We start from the raw sequence: 22,760 nt of genomic DNA on the forward strand, positions 1-22,760 counted from the left end.
CAAGAGGGACTTCGATGGAACGGAAACTGGGCAAGGGCGCGGTCGCGCTGATGGCGGCCTTGGCGATCACGATGCCGGTCGGGCTGATCCCGGGGCCTGCGCAGGCGGTGGTCTTCAGCGCCATCAGCGTCGAGGGCAACCAGCAGATCGAGACCGGGGCCGTGCTGTCGACGCTGGATCTGCCGGTGGGACAGGATGTCAGCCCCGGCCAGATCAACGACGCGCTGCAGCGCCTGCAGGGCTCGGGCCTGTTCGAGACGGTCGAGCTGGTCCCGCAGGGCGGCCAGCTGGTCGTGCGGGTCAGCGAATACCCGATCGTCAACCAGATCAGCTTCGAGGGCAACCGCCGCCTGAACAACGACCGCCTGACGGAAATCATCCGCAGCCAGCCGCGCCGCGTCTATCAGCCCAGCCAGGCGATCCAGGACGCGCAGGCCATCGCGCAGATCTATGCCGCCGAGGGCCGCCTGGCCGCCCGCGTCGATCCCAGGATCATCCGCCGCAGCAACAACCGGGTCGATCTGGTCTTCGAGATCCGCGAAGGCAACGTGACCGAAATCGAGCGCATCAGCTTTGTCGGCAACCGCGCCTTTTCCGACCGCCGCCTGCGCAACGTGCTGGAAACCAAGCAGGCGGGCCTGTTGCGCACCTTCATCCGTCGCGACACCTTCGCGCCCGAGCGCATCCCGCTGGACGAGCAGCTCTTGACCGACTTCTACCGCTCGCAGGGCTATGCCGATTTCCGCGTGCAGGGCACCGCCCCCGAGATCGCGCGCGAACGCGACGCCTTCTTCGTGACCTTCAGCATCGAGGAAGGCCCGCGCTATCGCTTCGGCCGCGTGGACACCGTGTCCGAGATCCCCGGGGTCGATGCCGCGATCTTCGCCGAGCAGAACCGGGTGCAGCGGGGCGGCGTCTACAACCCCTCGATCATCGACACGACCATCCGCCGGATGGAGACGGTCGCCATCCAGCAGGGCCTGGACTTCATCAGCATCGAGCCGCGCGTCACCCGCAATCCGCAGAACCAGAGCCTGGATCTGACCTTCGCCCTGACCCGTGGCCAGCGCATCTTCGTCGAGCGCATCGACATCGAGGGCAACACGACCACCCTGGACGAGGTGATCCGCCGCCAGTTCAACACCGTCGAGGGCGATCCCTTCAACCCGCGCGAGATCCGCAACTCGGCCGAGCGTGTCCGCGCGCTTGGCTATTTCACCGATGCCCAGGTCGAGACGCGGCAGGGCAGCGGCCCCGATCAGGTCATCGTCGGCGTCAATGTCGAGGAGCAGCCCACCGGCTCGCTGTCGCTTGGCGCGGCCTACGGGGTCAATTCGGGGGTCGGCTTCAACATCGGCCTGACCGAGCGCAACTTCCTGGGGCGCGGCCAGACCTTGGGCGTGCAGCTGTCCACGGCCAGCGGCGACCGCGCGGCGGGCGTCAACTTCGTCGAGCCCTATTTCCTGGGCCGCGATCTGCGCTTCGGCTTTTCGGCCAATTACAGCGAGACGGAAAGCCTGAACTCGGATTACGACACCCGCTCGATCCGCGTGCAGCCGTCGATCGAGTTCCCGATTTCCGAGAACGCCCGGATCGAGCTGCGCTATCGCATCTCGGAAGACGACCTGAGCAGCGTTCCCGAGACCAGCTCGCAGCTGCTGATCGACGACGTGGGATCGCGGATCACCTCGGCCATCGGCTATACCTACAACTGGGATTCGCGCCGCACCGGGCTGGACCCGCTGACCGCCTATCGCTTCCGCTTCTCGCAGGATTTCGCGGGCGCGGGCGGCGACACCAAGACGATCACCACCACCGCGCTGGCCGGGGTGGAAAGCACCGCCTGGCGCGAAAGCGTGACCCTGCGCGCCGAGCTCGAGGCCGGGGCCATCTACAGCTATGGCGATTACGAGACCTGGATCCTGGACCGCTTCCGCACCGGCAACCGCATCCGCGGCTTCGAGCCGAACGGTTTCGGCCCTCGCGACCTTGAGGCCGAGAACGAGGACGGCCTGGGCGGCAATTACTACTGGGCGGCCCGCGCCGAGGCGCAGTTTCCCATCGGCCTGCCCGAGGAATACGGGATCTCGGGCGGCCTGTTCGCCGATGTCGGCTCGCTCTGGGGCCTGGACCGGACCTCGGGCACCGACATGGCCGAGATCGACGACAGCATGTATGTGCGCGGCGCGGTCGGCGCCTCGATCTTCTGGACCACGCCGATCGGGCCGCTGCGCTTCAACTTCTCGCAGGCGGTGCGCAAGGAAGACTATGACCTGGAACAGAATTTCGACCTGACGATCCAGACGAACTTCTGATGCCGATGGGGCGGGCCCTTCTGTGTCTGATGCTGGCGGCGGGGCCCGCCACAGCCCAGCAGGCGGGGACCGGCGAGGCCCCTGCCGAATTGCCCGCCCCCCCGGGCGTCCCGCCCCTCGCGGCGCCGCCCAGCCTGCCCAATGGCACCATCGCCGCCCCGGACACCGCGCTGTCGGACCGCGCGCCGGTGCTGACGCTGGATCTGGACCTGCTGTACCTGTCCTCGGCCTGGGGCCTGCGTGCGCAGGCGCGGCTGGAGGCCGAGGGCGACATCGTCGCCGACGAGAACGAGCGGCTGACCCGGCTTCTGTCGACCGAGGAATCGCAGCTGACCGAACAGCGCGCCACGCTGCCCGCCGCCGAGTTCCGGCGCCTGGCCGAAAGCTTCGATCTGCGCGCCACCGGCATCCGCCGCGAGCGCGCCCAGGCCGTGCAGGATCTGAATGGCTGGGCCGAGGCCGACCGTGCCGCCTTTTTCCGCGCCGCCCTGCCGGTGATGGGTCAGGTGATGTCGGACCGGGGCGCGGTCGCGGTCCTGGACCGGCGCACGGTCTTCGTGTCGCTGGACGCCATCGACGTCACCCAGCAGCTGATCACCACGCTGGACCAGCGCATCGGTGACGGCGCGGGCGTGGTCCCGCTGCCCGACCCCGACGCGCCCTTGACCGAGGAGATGGTCGGCTCGGGGCAGGCGGAGGACTCAGGGCAGGCGGGCGATGCGGTCCCGGATCAGGTCGAATAGCCCGTCGCGGTCGACCTCGTTCAGGAACAGCGCATTGGGCGCCCGCCCGCTGACCCGCCACCAGTCCGCGACCGTCATGCCGGTGGTCCACCGGCCCTCGGTCTCGATCTCGACATTGATCTCGCGCCCCTGGAACAGGCCCGGCTCCAGCAGCCAGGCGATGGTGCAGGGATCGTGCAGCGGCGCGCCCTGGCTGCCGTATTTCGCCGTGTCGAAGCGCTCGAAGAAATCCGTCCAGCCCGCGACGGCGGGTCCGCAGCGCCCGGGCAAGGCACGCATCGCCTCGATCCAGTCGCGATCGGTCAGCGCCTTGTGAGTCACGTCCAGCGGCATGACGACCAGCGGCACGCCCGATCCGAAGACCTCGGCCGCGGCCTCGGGATCGACGAAGATGTTGAACTCGGCCGCCGGGGTGATGTTGCCCACCTCGAAATAGGCCCCGCCCATCAGCACGATCCGCGCGACCCGAGTGATGATGTCGGGCGCGCGGCGGAAGGCCTCGGCGATGTTGGTCAGGGGCCCGATGGGCACCAGCGTGACCGTGCCCGGGGCCTCGCGGCGTAGCAGCTCGACGATGAAATCGACCCCGTGCTGCGCCTGCAGGGGCAGGCGAGGCGCGGGCAGCGTGATCCCGTCCAGCCCGGTCTTTCCATGCACATGCTCGGCGGTGACCAGCGCCCGCGCCAAAGGCCGGTCGCAACCCGCAAAGACCGGCACGTCGTCCCGGCCCGCCAGCTCGACGATCTTGCGCGCATTCACCTCGGTCAGCGCCAGCGGCACGTTGCCGGCCACCGCCACGATGCCCAGAACCTCCAGCTCCGGCGAGGCCAGCGCCAGCAGGATGGCCACGGCATCGTCCTGCCCCGGATCGGTGTCGATGATGATCTTCTGCGCCATCCTGAGCCCCTCAGTCTCGCCAAACGCGGTTTTGTGCGCCACCATCAAAAAAGGCGCAAGCCCTTGCTCACGCCTTTCCCTTGCAAAGACCACTTCCGTCTCGCCCTTTCATCTTGGCAAAAATATCCCGGGGGCCGTCCATCGTGTCCGCCACCGGTCCGAGGACCGGTGGACGGCGGGGGGCTGGCCCCCCTGCCTTATCGGATCAACCGTCGAAATTCACCCGCTCGATCAGGTCCAGCGCCTGCGGGCGCAGGTCCGAGATCTCGGACAGGGGCAGATCGTCCGGCGTGAAATCGCCCCAGCTGGCAACCAGCTCGGACCGCTCCACGCCTTCCGAAACGGGGAACTCGTTGTTCGTCTCGGCATAGATGCGCTGCGCCTCGTCGCTGGCCAGGAACTCCATCAGCTGCAGCGCCGCGTCGCGGTTGGGGGCGGAGGCGGTCATCGCCATGCCCGAGACGTTCACATGCGTGCCGCCCTCCTCGAAGGTCGGGAAGACGATGCGGACGGCCTCGGCCCAGTCCTTCTGCTCGTCATCCTTCAGCATCGCGCCCATGTAATAGGTGTTGCCCAGGCTGATGTCGCATTCGCCCGACCAGATCGACTTGACCTGATCGCGGTCGCCGCCCTCGGGGCGCTTGGCCAGGTTGCCCTTGACGCCCTCCAGCCAGGCCACGGTCTCCTCCTCGCCGTGATGGGCGAGGAAGGCGGCGGTCAGCGCGACGTTGTAGTCGTTGGTGAAGCTGCGGGTGCAGATGCGGCCTTCCCATTTCGGATCGGCCAGATCCTCGTAGGTGGTGACCTCGCCATCCGCCACGCGCTCGGTGCTGGCATAGACGATGCGGGCGCGGGTGGTCAGGGCGAACCACTGGTTGTCGTCGTCGCGCAGGCCCGAGGGGATGACGTCCAGCGCCTCGTCATCGACCGTCTGCAGCACGCCCGCCTCCTTGACCTCGCCCAAGCGGGCCACGTCCACGGTCAGCACCAGATCGGCGGGCGAGCGGTCGCCCTCGGCCTGCAGGCGCTCGACCATGCCCTTGTCGACGAAGGCCGCGTTCACGGTGATGCCCGTCTCGGCGGTGAAGGCGTCGATCAGCGGCTGGATCAGCTCGGGCTGGCGGTGCGAATAGACGTTCACCTCCTGCGCGAAGGCGGGCAGGGCGGTGGCTCCCAGAAGCGAGGCGAGGATGACAGGACGCATTGTTAACTCCTTTGGTCGGATATTGCCCGCCTTCTGACAATTCCGACCAAAGCTGTCAAGCATTACCGCGACCCCCCGACGTTCGGGACGCATTGACCGCGCGCGGCCTGCGCGCTAGGGCGCGGGCATGGCACGCACACCCCTTCTGCAACTTTCCGAGATTTCGCTGACCTATGGCGGCGATCCCATTTTCGACGGTCTCTCCCTGACCGTCCAGCCGGGCGACCGCGTCGCGCTGGTCGGGCGCAACGGCTCGGGCAAGTCCACCCTGATGAAGGTCATGGCGGGCTTCGTCGAGGCCGACAAGGGCGAGGTCGTCCTCTCCGCCGGCGTCTCGACCGGCTACATGGAACAGGATCCCGATCTGGCGGGCTTCGAGACGCTTGGCGATTTCGCCCGCGACGGGCTGCCCGATGGCGAGGAATACCGCGTCGAGATGGCCGCCGAGGGGCTGAAGTTCGACCCCGACCGCCCCGTGGCCACCGCCTCGGGCGGGGAGCGCCGCCGCGCGGCGCTGGCCCGGCTGCTGGCACAGGCGCCCGAACTGATGCTGCTGGACGAGCCGACGAACCATCTCGACATCGAGGCGATCGGCTGGCTGGAGGAGCATCTGTCCCAGACCCGCGCGGGCTTCGTGCTGATCAGCCACGATCGCGCCTTCCTGCGCCGCCTGACCAAGGCGACGCTGTGGATCGACCGCGGCGCCGTGCGCCGCCAGGAGCGCGGCTTCGAGGGGTTCGAGGAATGGCGCGAGGCCACCTGGGCGGCCGAGGATGACGCCCGCCACAAACTGGACCGCAAGATCAAGGCCGAGGCCCGGTGGGCGGTCGAGGGGATCAGCGCCCGCCGCAAGCGCAACCAGGGCCGCGTCCGCGCGCTGGCCGACCTGCGGGCCGAGCGCAGCAGCCAGATCCGCCGTCAGGGCACCGCCGCGATGGCCTTCGACAGCGGTACCACCTCGGGCAAGCGTGTCGTCGAGGCGCGGGGCATCTCGAAGGCCTTCGGCGACAAGGTGATCCTGCATCCCTTCGATCTGCGCATCCAGCGTGGCGACCGCATCGCCTTCGTGGGCCCCAACGGCGCGGGCAAGACCACGCTGATCAAGATGCTGACCGGAGAGCTGGCCCCCGACCAGGGGACCGTGCAGATGGGCACCAATCTGGACATCGCGGTCTTCGACCAGGCCCGCGCCGCGCTGAACCCCGACCAGACCCTTTGGGAATCGCTGACCGGCGATCCGGATATGCGCGTCTCGGGCCGGGCCGATCAGGTCATGGTGCGGGGCAATCCCAAGCATGTCGTGGCCTATCTGAAGGATTTCCTGTTCGACGATGCGCAGGCCCGCGCGCCCGTGCGCAGCCTGTCGGGCGGCGAGAAGGCGCGTCTGCTGCTGGCGCGGCTGATGGCGCGGCCCTCGAACCTCTTGGTGATGGACGAACCGACCAACGATCTGGATGTCGAGACGCTGGACCTGCTGCAGGACCTTTTGGGCGAATATGACGGGACCGTGCTGCTGGTCAGCCACGACCGCGATTTCATCGACCGCGTGGCCGACACCACCGTGGCGATGGAAGGCGATGGCCGTGCCATCGTCTATGCCGGCGGCTGGACCGACTATCAGGCCCAGAAGGGCCAGGTCGAACCCGAGGAACCGCAGGCGCAGTCGACGCGTCCGGCATCCGCCGCACCCGCATCGGCGCCTGCCAAGCCGGGCAAGGGCGGCCTCAGCTTCACCGAGCGGCACCGGCTGGAGGAGCTGCCCGCCCTGATCGCCCGGCTGGAGGCCGAGATCGCCAAGCTGTCCGAGTTCATGGCCGATCCGGACCTCTTCGCCCAGGCCCCCGCCAAGTTCGAGAAGGCCAGCATGGCGCTGAGCGAACGGCAGGCCGCGCTGATGGATGCGGAAGAGGAATGGCTGGCGCTGGAGGAGAAGGCGGCCGTCTGACCGGCCGCCCTCTGCCCGTCAGGCGTTGCGCGACAGATGGTCGCGCAGCCAGCCATGCGCGAAGGCGATCTTGCGCCCGACCGGCAGGGTCAGCACGAAGGGATACAGATCCCGGTTGTCCAAGGCGCGGTTGATGTCGTTGACCGCGATCGCGACCTCGGCCGCGATGGTCAGCAGGCGCGCCGTGTCTGTTTCGGCATAGGGCTGGAAGTCGGGGGGCACGCCTTCCATGCTCAGGCCCGCGCTGACGAAGCTGTCGGTGAAATCGGTCAGGTGCAGCAGGTGGGCCACCGTCTCGGCCCAGTCCTCGTGGGGATGGGCGGTGGCATAGGGGGTGATGTAATCCTCGCCCGGGTCCTGCGGCTCGGCATAGTGGCGGCGCAGCGCCTCGGCATAATCCTGACGCTCGTCCCCGAAGATCTCGCGGAAGGCCGGTTGGAACTCGGGCGCGGCGGACAGGCGGTCGAACAGGAAATGCGCCAGCTCGTGGCGGAAATGGCCGACCATGGACCGGTACTGCTCGCCCAGATCGCGCTGCCGCTTGAGGCGGATCAGCGCATCGGCCTCGGTGACGTTGATGGTGATCTCGCCGGCGTCATGGCCCATGATGATCTGCTGCGCGCGCCCGCCCGTGACTTCGGACAGCATCAGGAAGCGCGGGCGGCGGCCCGGGTCGGCATCGGTGAACCAGCCCCATTGGGCCAGGTTGACCAGCACCCACCGCTTGGCGCGTTCGGCCCCTGCCAGAAGGTTCTGGTTGTCGCCCACATGCAGGACCGGCACGACCTGCGACATGGCGCAGGACCGGCACAGCTTGCCGGGGGCGCGGGACGACCAGTTGCAGTCGATCGAGCGGCGGTTGGCGCAATGGGCGGCGGTGGTGCTCATCTGCATCGCGACCGGGTCGAAGCTGATCTCGGCCCCGCAGAGACAGGTGAGGTTGTGGAAATAGGCGCGTGTCCCGCATTGGGGACAAGAGAAACGTTGCATGTGGGAAACGGCGTCCTGTGACTGGCAGGGTACAAGCCGGGCCGGGGGCGCACGGTTCCGCGCCGTCCTGCCCTGTCTTGGATCGGCAGTCCTGCCCGGGCTGCGCGCAGGGCCGTCGGGGTCTTGACTTGGGCGCCGGAATGGGCGACATGCGCCGGACCGGCCGGGCATGCGCCCTGGGCCGGTCGATTTTATTTCAACGACACCCTGTCAGGGGTGCGCAGTCCGAAGGCGGGGAAACCCCCGTGAACACCGCCCGAAAGGCCGGGGCCGCAGGACGCGGATGACAAAGGAAGACGCGATGTTCGCAGTTCTGAAAACGGGCGGCAAGCAGTACAAGGTGCAGGCGGGCGATGTCCTGCGTGTCGAGAAGCTGAACGCTGCCGCTGGCGACAAGGTCCAGTTCAACGACGTGCTGATGGTCGGCTCGACCCTAGGCGCGCCGCTGATCGCCGGTGCCTGCGTGCAGGCCGAGGTGATCGACCAGATCAAGGCCGACAAGGTCGTGACCTATGTCAAGCGCCGCCGCAAGCACAGCTCGCAGCGCACGCGCGGCCATCGCCAGCAGCTGACGCTGCTGCGCGTCACCGACGTTCTGGAAAGCGGTGCCGAGAAGACCGGCGTGAAGACCGCCGTCGGCGCCCGCACCAAGACCGAGGCCAGCGACGCGCCGGCCACTGCCACGAAACCGGCCCAAGACGCCGCTGAAGCCTAAGGAGAACGACCCATGGCACACAAGAAAGCAGGCGGTTCCTCCCGCAACGGCCGCGACAGCGCGGGACGCCGTCTTGGCGTCAAGCTGTTCGGCGGCCAGGCCGCCATCGCCGGCAACATCATTGCCCGTCAGCGCGGCACCACCTGGTGGCCGGGCGTCAATGTCGGCATGGGCAAGGATCACACCCTGTTCGCGCTGACCGACGGTCACGTGAGCTTCAAGAAGGGCCTGAAGGGCCGCACGTTCATCTCGATCGTCCCCGCGAGCCTCGAGGCCGCCGAGTAACCCGAACGCAACATTTCGATGTTAAGGGGGGATCGGCGAAAGCCGGTCCCCCGCGCCATTTGGAGCGTTCCGTTTTTTGATTGATCGATTTTTCTGGGAGGAAACATGGTGATGTCTGCACCCATGAGGGAGGGGAGCCGCTTGGACGACCTCCGCACCGTCGATGCGGGGGCGCCGCTGCAGCCCGTCATCACGACCGAACGTTTCACATTGCGCCCGTTGCGCGTGTCCGATGCCGGGCTGATCGCGCATTACACCGCCGACCGCCGGGTGGCCGAGGGGACGCGCGCGATCCCCCATCCGCTGCCGCGCGGGGCGGCCGAAAATTTCGTGGCGCGGGCACTGACGGCCGACCGGACCGAGGATGTCTGGGCGATCGATGGATCCGATCAGCAGCTGGACGAGCTGCTGGGCGTCGTCTCGCTGACCCGGATGGAGGGCGCGCAGTCCGAGCTGGGCTTCTGGGTGGGCGCGGGCTTCTGGAACACGGGCTTCGCGACCGAGGCCGTCGCGGCGCTGGTCGCGGCCAACCCGCATGGCGCGCGGACGCTGTTCGCCGAGGTCTTCCAGGACAATCCCGGCTCGGCTCGGGTGCTGACCAATTGCGGCTTCGTCTATCTGGGCGATGCCGAAAGCTGGTCGGTGGCACGGGGCGCGCGTGTGCCCACATGGACCTATCTGCGCAAGATGGGCTGAGGGTGGCAGGGGGCGCTCGCGCCCCCTCTTGGCCGTGCCGGCCAATTCACCCCCGAGGATATTTGCGGACCAATGCAGGCCCGTCATTGCAATGGCGGGCGGGCGGACTAGATGCTGGGGATGACACAGCATCTCCCCTATTCCCTTCTCGACCTGTCGCCGGTGCCCGAGGGCAGCACGGCGCAGGATGCCATCCGCAACACGATCGACCTGGCGCAGCGCGCCGAGGGCTGGGGCTATCACCGCTTCTGGCTGGCCGAGCATCACAACATGCCCGGCATCGCCAGTGCGGCGACCGCCGTCCTGATCGGGCTGGTGGCGCAGGCGACGCGGACCATCCGCGTGGGCGCGGGCGGCATCATGCTGCCCAACCATGCGCCCCTGACCGTGGCCGAGGCCTTCGGGACCCTGGCCACCGTCTTTCCCGACCGCATCGATCTGGGGCTGGGCCGCGCGCCTGGCGGCGACGGCGCCGTGGTGCGCGCGCTGCGCCGCGATCCGATGGCTGACAGCTTTCCGCAGGACGTGGTCGAGCTGCTGGACTATCTGGGGCCCGAGCGTCCCGGGGCGGCGGTGCGGGCACTGCCGGGCGAGGGCACGAACCTGCCGGTCTGGATCCTGGGCAGCAGCACCTTCGGTGCTCAGCTGGCGGCGCATCTGGGCCTGCCCTATGCCTTTGCCAGCCATTTCGCCCCCGACGAGCTGGACCGCGCGCTGGCGATCTATCGCGAGCGGTTCCGCCCCTCGCCTTGGGGATCCAAGCCCTATGCGATCCTGGCGGCGAACGTCTTTGCCGCGGACGATGCGGGTGAGGCGGCCTATCTGCGCACCACCATGCAGCTGGCCTTCGCGCGGCTGCGGACCGGCCAGCCGGGCAAGCTGCCCCGCCCCGTGCGCGACATCGATGCCGAGATCGGCGCGGGCATGCGGCAGGCGGTGGATCATTCCCTGCGCATCAGCGCGGTCGGCGGACGGGCCGAGGTCGAGGATCAGCTGGCGCGGCTCGTCGAGACCTATCGCCCCGACGAGCTGATCCTGACCGGGCAGATCCATGACCACACCGCGCGCCTGCGCAGCTTCGAGATCGCCGCTGAAGCGGCCTCGGGGCTGGCTTTGCAACAGGCAGCCTGATCGGCCACCCACCATGAAAAAAGGCCCCCGATCCGGGGGCCTTTTGTGTTCAGTGGCTGTGGCGAGGATTACTCGCGGTTGCCCATGAACTGCAGCAGGAACATGAACAGGTTCAGGAAGTCCAGGTAGAGGCGCAGCGCGCCCATGATCGCGGACTTGCCGATGAAGTCGGCATCCGAGCCGGACATCTGCAGGTAGGTGTTCTTGATGTTCTGCGTGTCATAGGCGGTCAGGCCCGCGAAGATCAGCACGCCGATGACCGAGATCGCGAACTGCATCGCCGAGGATTGCAGGAAGATGTTGACGATCGAGGCGACGATCAGGCCGATCAGGCCCATCATCAGGAAGGTGCCCCAGCCCGACAGGTCCTTCTTGGTCGTGTAGCCGTAGAGCGACAGACCGGCGAAGGCGATGGCCGTCACCAGGAAGGTCTGCACGATCGACACCGAGGTGTAGACCAGAAAGATCGAGCTGATCGACAGGCCCATCAGGGCCGCGAAGGCATAGAACATGCCGGTCGCCGCCGTGACGGACAGCCGGTTGATCGCGGCGCCGAAGGCGAAGACCATCAGCAGCGGCGCGAACATGATCACCCACCGCAGCGGCGAGGTGTAGATCGCGGCGCCGAGGCCGGTCAACTGACCATCCGCCGAGACGGCGGCGGTCGAGATCCCGAAGGCGGCGACGGCGGTCACACCCATGCCGACCGCCATCAGCCCATAAACCTTGTTCATGTAGGCCCGCAGGCCCTGATCGACCACCGCCTGGCGGGTGCCGACGCCCTGCGCGGTACGGTACGTGTTGTAATCTGCCATCGAAGTCTCCCCAAAAGGTCGTGTCGGGTCTGGCCCGACTATGCTGCCAATATCGGGCGAAACGGCGCGCATTTCAATGCCGTTCCCCTGTCAAAGCGTTCGCGTTCACAAGGTGATGACCACCTTTCCGATGCTGCGCCCCTGCCGCAGCAGGTCATAGCCCTCGGCCACCCGCTCCAGCGGCAGGATGTCGCTGGCGACGGGGTGCAGGCGGCCCGCCGCGAACAGCTCGAACAGCGCCGCCATGCTGGCGCGCAGGGCCTGGGGATCGAGGCTGCGATAGCTGCCCCAGTAGAAGCCGTGGATGGTGATGTTCTTGACCAGCGCATGGTTCAGCGGCAGGACCGGCGGGCGGCCTCCGGCAAAGCCGATCGCCAGGAAATGCCCGCCGGGGTGGAGCGCGCCGAAGGCGGCCTCGCCGGGCTCGGCGCCGACGGGGTCGTAGATCACATCCGCGCCCCCCATCTCGCGCAGGGTGGCGCGCAGGTCGGGGCAGTCCGTGCTGTCGACGACCTCCTGCGCGCCGGCTTCACGCACCGGGGCCATCTTGTCGGCGCCGCGCACCACGCCGATCACCCGGGCGCCAAGCGCCACGCCGATCTGCACCGCCGTCAGCCCGACGCCGCCCGCGGCGCCCAGCACGACCAGCGTCTGGCCCGCGGCCAGCTGTCCCCGCGCGGTCAGGGCCAGGTGGCTGGTCCCGTAGGCCACCTGGAACCCCGCCGCCTGTTCGAAGCTCATCGCATCGGGGATGGGCTGCACGGCCTGCGGCGGGACGGCGATCACCTCGGCCAGCGTCGCCGGGGCCGAGACGACCACGCGCATCCCCGGGGCGAGGCCGCTGTCCGGGGGACAGGCCAGCACGGTGCCCGCCCCCTCCAGCCCCGGGACGAAGGGCGGGGCCAGGCGCTCTTGATACTGGCCCTTGGCCTGCAGGACGTCGGCAAAGTTCAGCGCGGCGGCGGACATGCGCAGCAGGACCTGTCCGGGCTGGGCCTGGGGCAGGGGGATCCGGGCGATCACGGGATCCTGCCCCAGGGTTTCGATGCGGGCGGCGCGAATCATGTCGGTCATCTGTACTCCGGGATGGGGCTGCTGCGGGTTCGCGGCATGTTCCTTCTATCGCAGGGTCGGGGCGCCAGGTCTTCGCCGGCACTGTACTGACCTGTCCTTTTGGTCAGAATACCGGCAATTGCCGAAGTTGACACTCGAAAATTGTGCATCCCCGGGTTACTGCCGCTTGTGATTGCAGGGGATTGGTCAATGAAACACAGCGTAGATGTTCACGTCGGAAAGCGCATTCGGCATCGCCGCTGGATGATCGGGATGACCCAGCAGCAGCTGGCCGACAAGGTCGGAATCAAGTTCCAGCAGATCCAAAAATACGAGACCGGCATGAACCGCGTCTCGGCCTCGCGTCTGTGGGACATTGCGCAGGCGGTGGATGTGCCGGTCAGCTTCTTCTTCGAAGGCCTGATGGACAGCGAGATGCCCGGCGTGGTCGAGGGCGACATCTTCGCCGACAAGGAAGCCCTGCAACTGGTGCGTGCCTATTACGGCATGCCCGAGGCGCAGCGCCGCCAGATCTTCGAACTGGCGCGCGTCCTGTCCGACGCGGCCTGAGCCCATCCGTCGTCCCGCGCGCCATGTGGCCGCCGGACGACGGCCCTGACCGGCGCCTCATGACGTCTGGCCCCTTGCCCCCGGACCGGCTACACCGTCCGGACCGGGACATCAGGAGGCCGCCATGCAGGACGCTTTGCAGATCATCCGCACCGCGCATGAGATGGCCGACGCGGCGCGGGCGGCCATTCTGCCGTGGTTCCGCAACGCCGATCTGGCTGCCGACAACAAGCGCACCGCCGACTTCGACCCGGTCACCCAGGCCGACCGCGCCGCCGAACGGGCGATGCGCGAGGTGCTGGCCCGGGCCCGTCCCGATGACGCCATCCTGGGCGAGGAATATGGCGCGACCCCCGGCAGCAGCGGCCTGACCTGGATCCTGGATCCGATCGACGGCACCCGCGCCTTCCTTTGCGGCGCGGCCAGCTGGGGGGTTCTGATCGGCCTCTCGGACGGGCGGGACATCCTCTACGGCCTGATCGACCAGCCCTATCTGGGCGAGCGCTTCGAGGGCGGGCTAGGACAGGCGCGGCTGACCGGCCCCTTGGGGACGCGCCCCCTGCAGGTGCGCACCGGCGTTGGCCTGGACGGCGCGCTGCTGCTGACCACCTTTCCCCAGATCGGCACGCCCGACGAGGCCGCGGCCTTTCACCGGGTCGCCGACCGGGTGCGGCTGACGCGCTATGGGCTGGACTGCTATGCCTACGCGCTGCTGGCGCTTGGCCAGATCGACCTGGTGATCGAGGCCGGGCTGCAATCCTATGACATCGCGGGACCGCTGGCCGTCGTCGAGGCGGCGGGCGGGATCGTCACCGACTGGCAGGGCGGACCTGCGGCGGAGGGCGGTCAGGTCATCGCGGCAGGATCGGCCGAGCTGCACCGCGCCGCGCTGGATCTGCTGAACGGCTGAGAGGCCCTACACCACCACAGACCGACAGGGGGCATGATGGCCGACGATCCGCACACCGACCCGAGCAGGGCCCAGCCCGACCGGACCGAGGACGATTACGGCCTGGGCGCGGATCTGATGGCCCGCATCGACGAGGCCATCGACCAGCAGGACCGGCCCGGGCTGAATGCCGCGCTGGAGCCGATGCATGCCGCCGACATCGCCGACCTGATCGAACGGCTGGCGCCGGCCCGACGCCGGCAGTTCCTGGTGATGTATTCCGACGAGATCGACGGCGAGATCCTGTCGGAAATCGACGAATCGATCCGCGACGAAGTGCTGGAGCTGCTGCCCCGTGCCGTCGTGGACGAGGCCGTGCGCGAGATGGACAGCGACGATGTCGTCGATCTGGTCGAGGACATGGACGAGCCCGAGCGCGCCCGGATCCTGTCGGCGCTGGATGACAGCGATGCCGCCGCCGTGCGCCAGTCCCTGGCCTATCCCGAATATTCCGCCGGCCGCCTGATGCAATCCGAGGTGGTGACCGCCCCCGAACACTGGACCGCGGGCGAGACCATCGACTTCATCCGCGCCGAGGAGTGGCTGCCCGAACAGTTCTATCACGTGATCCTGGTCGATCCGCGCCGCCATCCCACCGGCTATGTCACGCTCGGGCGGCTTCTGGCCTCGCCGCGCGAGGCGACGATGCGCGATCTGGCCGAGGAGAGCTTCCGCACCGTCAGCGCCTTCGCCGAAGAGGGCGATGTCGCCTATGTCTTCAACCAGTATCACCTGATCTCGGCCCCGGTCGTCGACCGCCATGACCGGCTGGTGGGCGTCATCACCATCGACGACGCCATGTCGGTGCTGGACGAGGAACACGAGGAGGACATCCTGCGCCTGGCCGGCGTGGGCGACGAGAGCAACATCTCGGACAGTGTGCGCGAGACGCTGCGCCAGCGCCTGCCCTGGCTGATGATCAATCTGGTGACGGCGATCCTGGCCTCGCTGGTCATCGCGGTCTTCGAGACGACCATCCAGGAGGTCGTGGCGCTTGCGGTGCTGATGCCCATCGTGGCCTCGATGGGCGGGAACGCCGGAACCCAGACGCTGACCGTCGCGGTGCGCGCCCTGGCGACCCGCAGCCTGTCGGGCAGCAATGTCTGGCGCGTCGTGCGGCGCGAGGCTGCGGTGGGGCTGCTGAACGGGCTGGCCTTCGCCATCGTCATGGGGGTGGTGGCCTGGGTCTGGTTCGACGGGGTGTCGCTGGCGGTGGTCATCGGCATCGCGATGATCGTGAACATGGCCATCGCCGCGCTGGCGGGCATCCTGATCCCGCTGGCGCTGGAACGGGCGGGGGCCGACCCTGCGCTGGCCTCGGGGACCTTCGTGACGACGGTGACCGATGTGGTGGGGTTCTTCGCCTTCCTCGGGCTTGCCTCCAGCGTGCTGACGTGACCGACAAGTCTGCCCTGCGTGCCCGCGCGCTGGCCGCCCGCGCGGCGGGGGGCGACCAGGGCGGGCTGGACCGGCATCTGGCGGCGGCGCTGACTGCTTACCCTGGCGCGGTGCTGGCCGGGTACTGGCCGATGCGCGGCGAGGCCGATCCACGCCCCGCGCTGGCGGCCCATGACGGCCCGGTGGTCCTGCCGGTGGTGACCGGCCCCGCCCGGCCGCTGGTCTTCCGCCTCTGGCAGGAGGACGCGTTGCAGCCCGGGCCCTTCGGCACCGCGCATCCGCCCGAATCGGCGCCGGTCCTGACGCCCTCGGTGCTGATCGTGCCGCTGGCGGGGTTCGACCGGGCAGGCAACCGCTTGGGCTATGGCGGCGGGTTCTACGACAGGACGCTGGAATTGCTGCGGAAATCTGGGCCGGTGAAGGCCATCGGGCTGGCCTTTGCCGTCCAGGAGCTGCCCGCCATCCCGGCAGAGCCCTTTGATCAGCCGTTGGATCTGATTGTAACCGATCGCGGACCGATCCGGCCCTGCGCGGAATCCCGCTTGGCGTGACGTTTCTGCACCGGCTGTGCGCAACCTGGGGACGAGCCCCGGATAAGCCTGTGGACAAGTGCTGAACGACCCTTGGCAAGTCCCTGTCGGGCTTGCGGAAATGCCGCGCCCTTCCGGATCCCGAACGGCCTTGCCACCGGTCCTGTGTGCGAATCTGGCGGGGTCTTTGCGCCTTCCCTGTCAACGGATTTTCGGGCCGCAGTCGCGAAATAAATCAGTTGAATGACAGCCGAAATGAGACCAATTTGTGGGTTATCGCCATAATGGCACAAGATATGGTAGCCCTGAACGGGGCTGCCCCCAGAACGTCGCCTGTCTTGCACCCTCGGGGCCGCGTGCCCCTCGTCTCTGCCTCCGGGCGGGTGCTTGCGGTTGCGCGGCCTTCGGGATGAGGAATAGGACAGGTCGGCCATGAAGATCGAACGGCGTTTCACCACCCAGACCGGCGGAGCCTATGGCGACGTGGGCTTCACCACCACGCTGAGCGAGATCCGCAATCCCGACGGCACCATCGTGTTCCGCAACGAGGCCGTCGAGGTCCCGCAGGGCTGGAGCCAGGTCGCCAGCGACGTGATCGCGCAGAAATACTTTCGCCGGGCGGGCGTGCCCGCACGGCTGAAGCCCGTGCGTGAGAGGGGCGTTCCCGAGTTCCTCTACCGCCATGTCGCCGACGAGGCGGCGCTCGCGCAGCTGCCCGAAGACCAGCGCTTTGGTGGCGAGACGAGCGCGCGGCAGGTCTTCGACCGGCTGGCCGGGGCTTGGACCTATTGGGGCTGGAAAGGGGGGTATTTTTCCAAAGAAGAAGATGCCCGCGCCTATCACGACGAGATGCGCTTAATGCTGGCCCGCCAGATGGCCGCGCCGAACAGCCCGCAATGGTTCAACACCGGCCTGCACTGGGCCTATGGCATCGACGGGCCGGGGCAGGGGCATTTCTATGTCGATTACCAGACCGGCAAGCTGAAGGCCTCGACCAGCGCCTATGAGCATCCCCAGCCCCATGCCTGCTTCATCCAGTCGGTCAGCGACGATCTGGTGAACGAGGGCGGCATCATGGACTTGTGGGTCCGTGAGGCGCGGCTGTTCAAGTATGGCTCGGGCACCGGCACCAACTTCTCGTCCCTGCGCGGCGAGGGGGAGAAGCTGTCGGGCGGCGGCAAGTCCTCGGGCCTGATGGGATTCCTGAAGATCGGCGACCGGGCGGCGGGCGCGATCAAGTCGGGCGGCACCACGCGGCGGGCGGCCAAGATGGTCATCTGCGACATGGACCATCCCGATATCGAGGCCTTCGTGAACTGGAAGGTCATCGAGGAGCAGAAGGTCGCCAGCCTCGTCGCCGGCTCCAAGCTGCACGAGCGCGAGCTGAACGGCATTTTCGCGGCGATCCGGGCCTGGGACGGGGCGGCGGCGGATGCCACCGATCCGGCAGCCAATCCGGGCCTGAAGGCCGCGATCCGGTCCGCCAAGCGGTCGATGATCCCCGAGACCTATATCAACCGCGTGCTGCAATATGCCCGGCAGGGTTTCGACAGCATCGAATTCCCGACCTATGACACGGATTGGGATTCCGAGGCCTATGTCAGCGTCTCGGGCCAGAACTCGAACAACTCGGTCCGGGTGACGGATGCCTTCCTGCGCGCCGTGCGCGAGGATGCCCCGTGGGAGCTGATCCGCCGCACCGATGGCCGCGTCGCCAAGACCGTAAGCGCGCGCGAGCTGTGGGACCAGATCGGCCACGCGGCCTGGGCCTGCGCCGATCCGGGCATCCAGTTCCACGACACGGTCAACGCCTGGCACACCTGCCCCGAGGACGGGCCGATCCGGGGCAGCAATCCCTGCAGCGAATACATGTTCCTGGACGACACGGCCTGCAACCTGGCCTCGATGAACCTCTTGACCTTCTGGACCGGGGACCGCTTCGACGCGGATGCCTATGTCCATGCCAGCCGGCTCTGGACCGTCACGCTGGAGATCAGCGTGCTGATGGCACAGTTCCCCAGCAAGGAGATCGCGCAGCGCAGCTATGATTTCCGCACGCTTGGGCTGGGATACGCCAATATCGGCGGGCTTCTGATGAACATGGGGCTGGGTTATGACAGCGCCGAGGGCCGCGCGCTGTGCGGGGCGCTGTCGGCCATCATGACGGGCGTGGCCTATGCGACCAGCGCCGAGATGGCGGCCGAACTGGGCGCCTTCCCCGGCCATGCGCGGAACGCCGACCATATGCTGCGGGTGATCCGCAACCACCGCGCCGCCGCCCACGGCACGGAATGCGAGGGCGTGAACGTCGCCCCCGTGGCGCTGGACGCCGCCAACTGCCCCGACCCCGCGCTGACGGCCCTGGCCCGCGCCGCATGGGACGAGGCGCTGGCCCTGGGCCAGGCGCATGGCTTCCGCAACGCCCAGACCACGGTCATCGCGCCCACCGGAACGATCGGTCTGGTCATGGATTGCGACACGACCGGGATCGAGCCCGATTTCGCGCTGGTCAAGTTCAAGAAGCTGGCGGGCGGCGGCTATTTCAAGATCATCAACCAGTCCGTGCCCGCAGCCCTGGCCAAGCTGGGCTACCCCTCGGCCCAGATCGAGGAGATCATCGGCCATGCGGTGGGCCACGCCTCGCTTGGCAACTGCCCGGCGATCAACCATGCCTCGCTGGCCGGTCACGGCTTCGGGGCGCGCGAGATCGAGAAGGTCGAGGGCGCGCTGTCCTCGGCCTTCGACATCCGCTTCGTCTTCAACCAATGGACCCTGGGCGAGGATTTCTGCCGCGGCACGCTTGGCATCCCGGCGGACCGGCTGGCCGATCCGACCTTCGACCTGCTGCGCCACCTGGGCTTCACCCGTGCCCAGATCGACGCCGCCAACGACCATGTCTGCGGGACCATGACGCTGGAAGGCGCGCCGCATCTGAAGGCCGAACATCTGCCCGTCTTCGACTGCGCCAATGCCTGCGGCAAGACCGGCAAACGCTATCTGTCGGTGGACAGCCATATCCGCATGATGGCGGCGGCGCAGAGCTTCATCTCGGGCGCGATCAGCAAGACGATCAACATGCCGTCCAGCGCCTCGATCGAGGAGACGCTGGCCGCCTATGAGCTGTCCCACAGCCTGGGGATCAAGGCCAACGCGCTCTATCGCGACGGATCCAAGCTGTCGCAGCCCTTGGCAAGCGCGCTGGTCGAGGATGACGCGGAGGCCGAGGAGGTTCTGGCCCATGGCTCGACCCACGAGAAGGCCGTGGTGCTGGCCGAGAAGATCGTGGAACGCATCATCGTCAAGGAGATCGTGCGTTCCAATCGCGAAAAGCTGCCGCAGCGCCGCAAGGGCTATACCCAGAAGGCCATCGTGGGCGGGCACAAGGTCTATCTGCGCACCGGCGAATATGACGACGGCAAGCTGGGCGAGATCTTCATCGACATGCACAAGGAGGGTGCGGGCTTCCGGGCGATGATGAACAACTTCGCCATCGCCGTGTCGGTGGGCCTGCAATACGGCGTGCCGCTGGAGGAGTTCGTGGATGCCTTCACCTTCACCCGCTTCGAGCCTGCGGGCATGGTGCAGGGCAATGACAGCATCAAGAACGCGACCTCGATCCTGGATTACGTGTTCCGCGAGCTGGCCGTCAGCTATCTGGACCGCACCGATCTGGCCCATGTCGCGCCCACCGGCGCCAGCTTCGACGATCTGGGCGGCGGCGAGGACGAGGGGCGCAGCGCCCCCGCTACCCGCCAGTCCGAGCTGAAGTCGCTGACCATGCTGAAGCAGATCAGCAGTGCGGGATACCTGCGCAAGCGGATGCCGCAGGACCTGATGGCGCTGCAGGCAGGGGTGTCGACCGCCGCCGTGGCGACCGGCCTGGCCGAGGGGGCGGCGGTCTTCCAGACCGGCATGGATCTGCGCGCCAAGGCCCGGATGCAGGGCTACGAGGGCGATCCTTGCGGCGAATGCGGCAACTACACGCTGGTCCGCAACGGCACCTGCATGAAGTGCAACACCTGCGGCGGCACCAGCGGCTGCAGCTGAGCGCCGCCTCTCGCCCGGCCCCCCGACGCCTGTGCGCCGGGGGGCTTTTCGGTCACGGGGGCCGGGCGGATCGCAAGATCGGATGGAAGTTTCAGACCGTTCGGGCTAGGGCCTTGGGCATGCCTTGACGCGGGCGGCGACTCGCCCTTGAGTGGTGTCGACCCGGGTGCGCGGTGTTCGGGACAGCGGGCAGGCCAGCCCGGAAGGAGACTGGAATGACCAAGATTACCCCGGTTCTGATGGCGGGCGGCTCGGGCACGCGGCTGTGGCCCGTGTCGCGCAAGAGCTTTCCCAAGCAGTTCGCCGCGCTGACGGGCGACGAGACGCTGTTCCAGGCCTCGGCCCGGCGGCTGTCGGGCCCGGATTTCGCCGCACCGGTGGTGATGACGAATTCCGATTTTCGCTTCATCGTGGCCGAGCAGCTGGAACAGGCGGGCATCGCGGCCGGGCGCATCGTGATCGAGCCCGCCGGGCGCAACACCGCCCCCGCGATCCTCGCCGCCGCCCTGATGGTGGCCGAAACCGACCCCGAGGGGCTGGTGCTGGTCGCGCCCTCGGATCACGTGATCCCGGATGCCGCAGCTTTCGCCGCCTCGGTGGCCGAAGGGGCCGAGGCCGCGCGGCAGGGCCGGATCGTCACCTTCGGCATCACCCCCGACCGCGCCGAGACGGGCTACGGCTATCTGGAACTGGCCTCGACCGGCACAGGTCCCCAGCCCTTGGCGCGCTTCGTCGAAAAGCCCGACGCGGACCGGGCCGACCGGATGCTGGCGGCGGGCAATTACCTGTGGAACGCGGGCATCTTCCTGTTTTCCGCCCGGGTGATGATCGAGGCCTTCCGCGCCCATGCCCCCGCCTATCTGGACCCGGTCGGGCAGGCGCTGAGCGAGGCCCAGCTGGATCTGGGCTTCCTGCGGCTGGCCAAGGCGCCCTGGCTGACGGTCGAGGACAATTCCATCGACTATGCGGTGATGGAAAAGGCCGACAACCTGACCGTCGTGCAGTTCTCGGGGCGCTGGTCGGATCTGGGGGGCTGGGACGCGGTCTGGCGCGAGGCGCTGGATCACGCGCCCTCGGAGCATGGCGTGGTGGCGGATGCGAACTCGACCGCCATCGACTGTCAGGACGTGCTGCTGCGCTCGGACAGCGACGACCTGAAGGTCGTGGGCATCGGGCTGCGCGACCTGATGGTCGTGGCGACCTCGGATGCGGTGCTGGTCGCGGACCGCAGCCGGGCGCAGGACGTGCGGCTGGCGGTCTCGGCGCTGAAGGCCAAGCGTGCCAAGCAGGCCGAGGCCTTTCCCCGCGACCACCGCCCCTGGGGCTGGTTCGAGACGGTGGCTTTGGCAGACCGCTTCCAGGTCAAGCGCATCGTGGTCAAGCCCGGCGCGGCGCTGTCGCTGCAAAGCCATGTCCACCGGTCGGAACACTGGATCGTCGTGTCGGGCACCGCACGCGTGACCGTCGACGACAGCGTGACGCTGGTGACCGAGAACCAGTCGATCTACGTCCCCCTGGGCGCCGTCCACCGGATGGAGAATCCCGGCAAGGTGCCGATGGTGCTGATCGAGGTGCAGACCGGCAGCTATCTGGGCGAGGACGACATCATCCGCTACGAGGACGTCTATTCCCGCAGCTCGGCAGACTAGGACCTGGGGCAGGGGGTCAGCAGACCGCTGACCCCCTGCCCGGTTACATCGTCTCGCGGATGCGGGTGATGGTTTCGGCCACGCCGACGCGGGGCACGCCGCGCAGCATCTGGTCGCCGATGACGAAGGTGGGGGTGCCCTCGATCGCCATGGTCTCGCCCAGCTCGCGATTGCGGCGCAGGATCGCGGTGACCGCCTCGGTCGGCATATGCGCCTCGATCGCGTCGGCATCGACGTCGATGTCCCGGGCGATGCCCTTCAGCGCGGCCATCGAGGCGGGCGCGCGCATCTCCATCAGCGCGTCATGGGCGCGCAGATAGGCCTCGTCGCCGGCGATCTGGTGGACCGCGATGGCGAAGCGGCTGGACATCTCGCTGTCCTCGCCCAAGATCGGAAACTCCTTCAGGATCAGGCGGATGTTGCCATCTTCCTCGACGGCGTCGAAGACCTCCTGGTTGAACTGCCGGCAGACGCCGCAGCGATAGTCGATGAATTCGACCATGGTCAGGTCACCCTCGGGATTACCGCCGATCCAGCTGTAGCCGTCGTCGAACAGCGCCTCGCGGTTGTCGGCCACCAGCGCCAGGTCGTTCTGCGCCCCGGCCTCGGCTTGGCGCGCTTCCAGCACGTTGATCGATTCGATCAGGACCTGGGGGTTCTCCATCAGATAGTCGCGCACGGCCGCGCCGAAGGCCGCCTGTTCCTCGTCGGTCATGGCGGTGATGTCGAAGGCCAGCGCGGGCGTGGCAAGCGCGGTGCTGGCGCTCAGCAGAAGGGCGGCGGTCAGGCGTGTCATCCGGGAGGGACCTTCCAGTTCATGTCGCGCGC

The 22,760-nt window shown here is 68.0% G+C and carries 19 protein-coding genes; 13 read left to right on the top strand and 6 right to left on the bottom strand.

Annotated features, from left to right (window positions below; all coding sequences use genetic code 11):
- Window positions 1-14 precede the first annotated feature (14 nt).
- The gene (gene bamA / locus FA743_RS06000) at window positions 15-2,315 is read left to right on the top strand and encodes an outer membrane protein assembly factor BamA (RefSeq protein WP_136884960.1); all 2,301 of its coding nucleotides are present in this window, start codon (window positions 15-17) and stop codon (window positions 2,313-2,315) included.
- Entirely contained in the window at window positions 2,315-3,058 is a 744-nt protein-coding gene (locus FA743_RS06005; protein ID WP_136884961.1) for an OmpH/Skp family outer membrane protein, read from the top strand. Before bamA ends, FA743_RS06005 begins: the two co-directional genes overlap by 1 nt.
- Here FA743_RS06005 and FA743_RS06010 read toward each other — a convergent pair.
- Together FA743_RS06010 and FA743_RS06015 are read right to left on the bottom strand one after the other, a co-directional pair.
- The gene (locus FA743_RS06010; RefSeq protein WP_136884962.1) at window positions 3,017-3,955 is read right to left on the bottom strand and encodes a nucleoside hydrolase; all 939 of its coding nucleotides are present in this window, start codon (window positions 3,953-3,955) and stop codon (window positions 3,017-3,019) included. The genes FA743_RS06005 and FA743_RS06010 overlap by 42 nt on opposite strands.
- A 205-nt stretch (window positions 3,956-4,160) precedes the next feature.
- Entirely contained in the window at window positions 4,161-5,159 is a 999-nt protein-coding gene (locus tag FA743_RS06015; protein WP_136884963.1) for a Fe(3+) ABC transporter substrate-binding protein, read from the bottom strand.
- A gap of 127 nt (window positions 5,160-5,286) precedes the next feature.
- On the opposite strand from FA743_RS06015, the gene FA743_RS06020 reads away from it, so the two are divergent.
- Window positions 5,287-7,104 (top strand): ABC-F family ATP-binding cassette domain-containing protein, encoded by a 1,818-nt coding sequence (locus tag FA743_RS06020; protein ID WP_136884964.1) that lies wholly within the window; start codon window positions 5,287-5,289, stop codon window positions 7,102-7,104.
- Between the two features lie 18 nt (window positions 7,105-7,122).
- Here FA743_RS06020 and FA743_RS06025 read toward each other — a convergent pair whose 3' ends face one another.
- A complete protein-coding gene (locus FA743_RS06025) occupies window positions 7,123-8,094 on the bottom strand; it encodes a zinc-binding metallopeptidase family protein (protein ID WP_136884965.1) in 972 nt (323 codons plus the stop codon).
- Window positions 8,095-8,395: 301 nt separating this feature from the next.
- Here FA743_RS06025 and rplU point away from each other — a divergent pair, with 301 nt between their 5' ends.
- The 4 genes from rplU to FA743_RS06045 all read left to right on the top strand — a co-directional run bounded on the left by rplU (window position 8,396) and on the right by FA743_RS06045 (window position 10,921).
- Window positions 8,396-8,809 carry a 50S ribosomal protein L21 gene (gene rplU / locus FA743_RS06030; protein WP_136884966.1) on the top strand — a complete coding sequence of 138 codons (414 nt, stop codon included), beginning with the start codon at window positions 8,396-8,398 and terminating at the stop codon, window positions 8,807-8,809.
- 12 nt (window positions 8,810-8,821) lie between these two features.
- Entirely contained in the window at window positions 8,822-9,094 is a 273-nt protein-coding gene (rpmA, locus tag FA743_RS06035) for a 50S ribosomal protein L27 (RefSeq protein ID WP_135312997.1), read from the top strand.
- Window positions 9,095-9,217: 123 nt separating this feature from the next.
- A complete protein-coding gene (locus tag FA743_RS06040; protein ID WP_136884967.1) occupies window positions 9,218-9,790 on the top strand; it encodes a GNAT family N-acetyltransferase in 573 nt (190 codons plus the stop codon).
- Between the two features lie 120 nt (window positions 9,791-9,910).
- Window positions 9,911-10,921: an LLM class flavin-dependent oxidoreductase gene (locus FA743_RS06045; RefSeq protein WP_136884968.1), complete on the top strand. Its 1,011-nt coding sequence runs from the start codon at window positions 9,911-9,913 to the stop codon at window positions 10,919-10,921.
- 68 nt (window positions 10,922-10,989) lie between these two features.
- Here FA743_RS06045 and FA743_RS06050 read toward each other — a convergent pair whose 3' ends face one another.
- Together FA743_RS06050 and FA743_RS06055 are read right to left on the bottom strand one after the other, a co-directional pair.
- Window positions 10,990-11,736 (bottom strand): Bax inhibitor-1/YccA family protein, encoded by a 747-nt coding sequence (locus FA743_RS06050; protein WP_136884969.1) that lies wholly within the window; start codon window positions 11,734-11,736, stop codon window positions 10,990-10,992.
- 105 nt (window positions 11,737-11,841) lie between these two features.
- On the bottom strand, window positions 11,842-12,810 hold the full coding sequence (locus tag FA743_RS06055; protein WP_136884970.1) for an NADPH:quinone oxidoreductase family protein: 969 nt from the start codon (window positions 12,808-12,810) through the stop codon (window positions 11,842-11,844).
- Window positions 12,811-12,999: 189 nt separating this feature from the next.
- Between FA743_RS06055 and FA743_RS06060 the strand changes: the two genes are divergently transcribed.
- From FA743_RS06060 to FA743_RS06085, 6 genes are all read left to right on the top strand, one after another.
- Entirely contained in the window at window positions 13,000-13,359 is a 360-nt protein-coding gene (locus FA743_RS06060) for a helix-turn-helix domain-containing protein (protein ID WP_136884971.1), read from the top strand.
- 124 nt (window positions 13,360-13,483) lie between these two features.
- Complete coding sequence (locus tag FA743_RS06065; protein ID WP_136884972.1) at window positions 13,484-14,269, top strand: inositol monophosphatase family protein; 786 nt, start codon at window positions 13,484-13,486, stop codon at window positions 14,267-14,269.
- Between the two features lie 36 nt (window positions 14,270-14,305).
- Window positions 14,306-15,706 (top strand): magnesium transporter, encoded by a 1,401-nt coding sequence (mgtE, locus tag FA743_RS06070; RefSeq protein ID WP_136884973.1) that lies wholly within the window; start codon window positions 14,306-14,308, stop codon window positions 15,704-15,706.
- A complete protein-coding gene (locus FA743_RS06075) occupies window positions 15,703-16,257 on the top strand; it encodes a 5-formyltetrahydrofolate cyclo-ligase (RefSeq protein ID WP_136884974.1) in 555 nt (184 codons plus the stop codon). Before mgtE ends, FA743_RS06075 begins: the two co-directional genes overlap by 4 nt.
- Before the next feature lie 411 nt (window positions 16,258-16,668).
- On the top strand, window positions 16,669-20,283 hold the full coding sequence (locus tag FA743_RS06080; protein WP_136884975.1) for a vitamin B12-dependent ribonucleotide reductase: 3,615 nt from the start codon (window positions 16,669-16,671) through the stop codon (window positions 20,281-20,283).
- A 215-nt stretch (window positions 20,284-20,498) separates the two neighbouring features.
- On the top strand, window positions 20,499-21,932 hold the full coding sequence (locus FA743_RS06085) for a mannose-1-phosphate guanylyltransferase/mannose-6-phosphate isomerase (RefSeq protein WP_136884976.1): 1,434 nt from the start codon (window positions 20,499-20,501) through the stop codon (window positions 21,930-21,932).
- 43 nt (window positions 21,933-21,975) lie between these two features.
- Here the strand turns inward: FA743_RS06085 and FA743_RS06090 are convergent, their stop codons facing one another.
- Window positions 21,976-22,728 carry a DsbA family protein gene (locus FA743_RS06090; protein WP_136884977.1) on the bottom strand — a complete coding sequence of 251 codons (753 nt, stop codon included), beginning with the start codon at window positions 22,726-22,728 and terminating at the stop codon, window positions 21,976-21,978.
- Window positions 22,729-22,760 lie beyond the last annotated feature (32 nt).

This window comes from Paracoccus gahaiensis, assembly GCF_005048225.1.
Classification (GTDB): Bacteria; Pseudomonadota; Alphaproteobacteria; order Rhodobacterales; family Rhodobacteraceae; genus Paracoccus; species Paracoccus gahaiensis.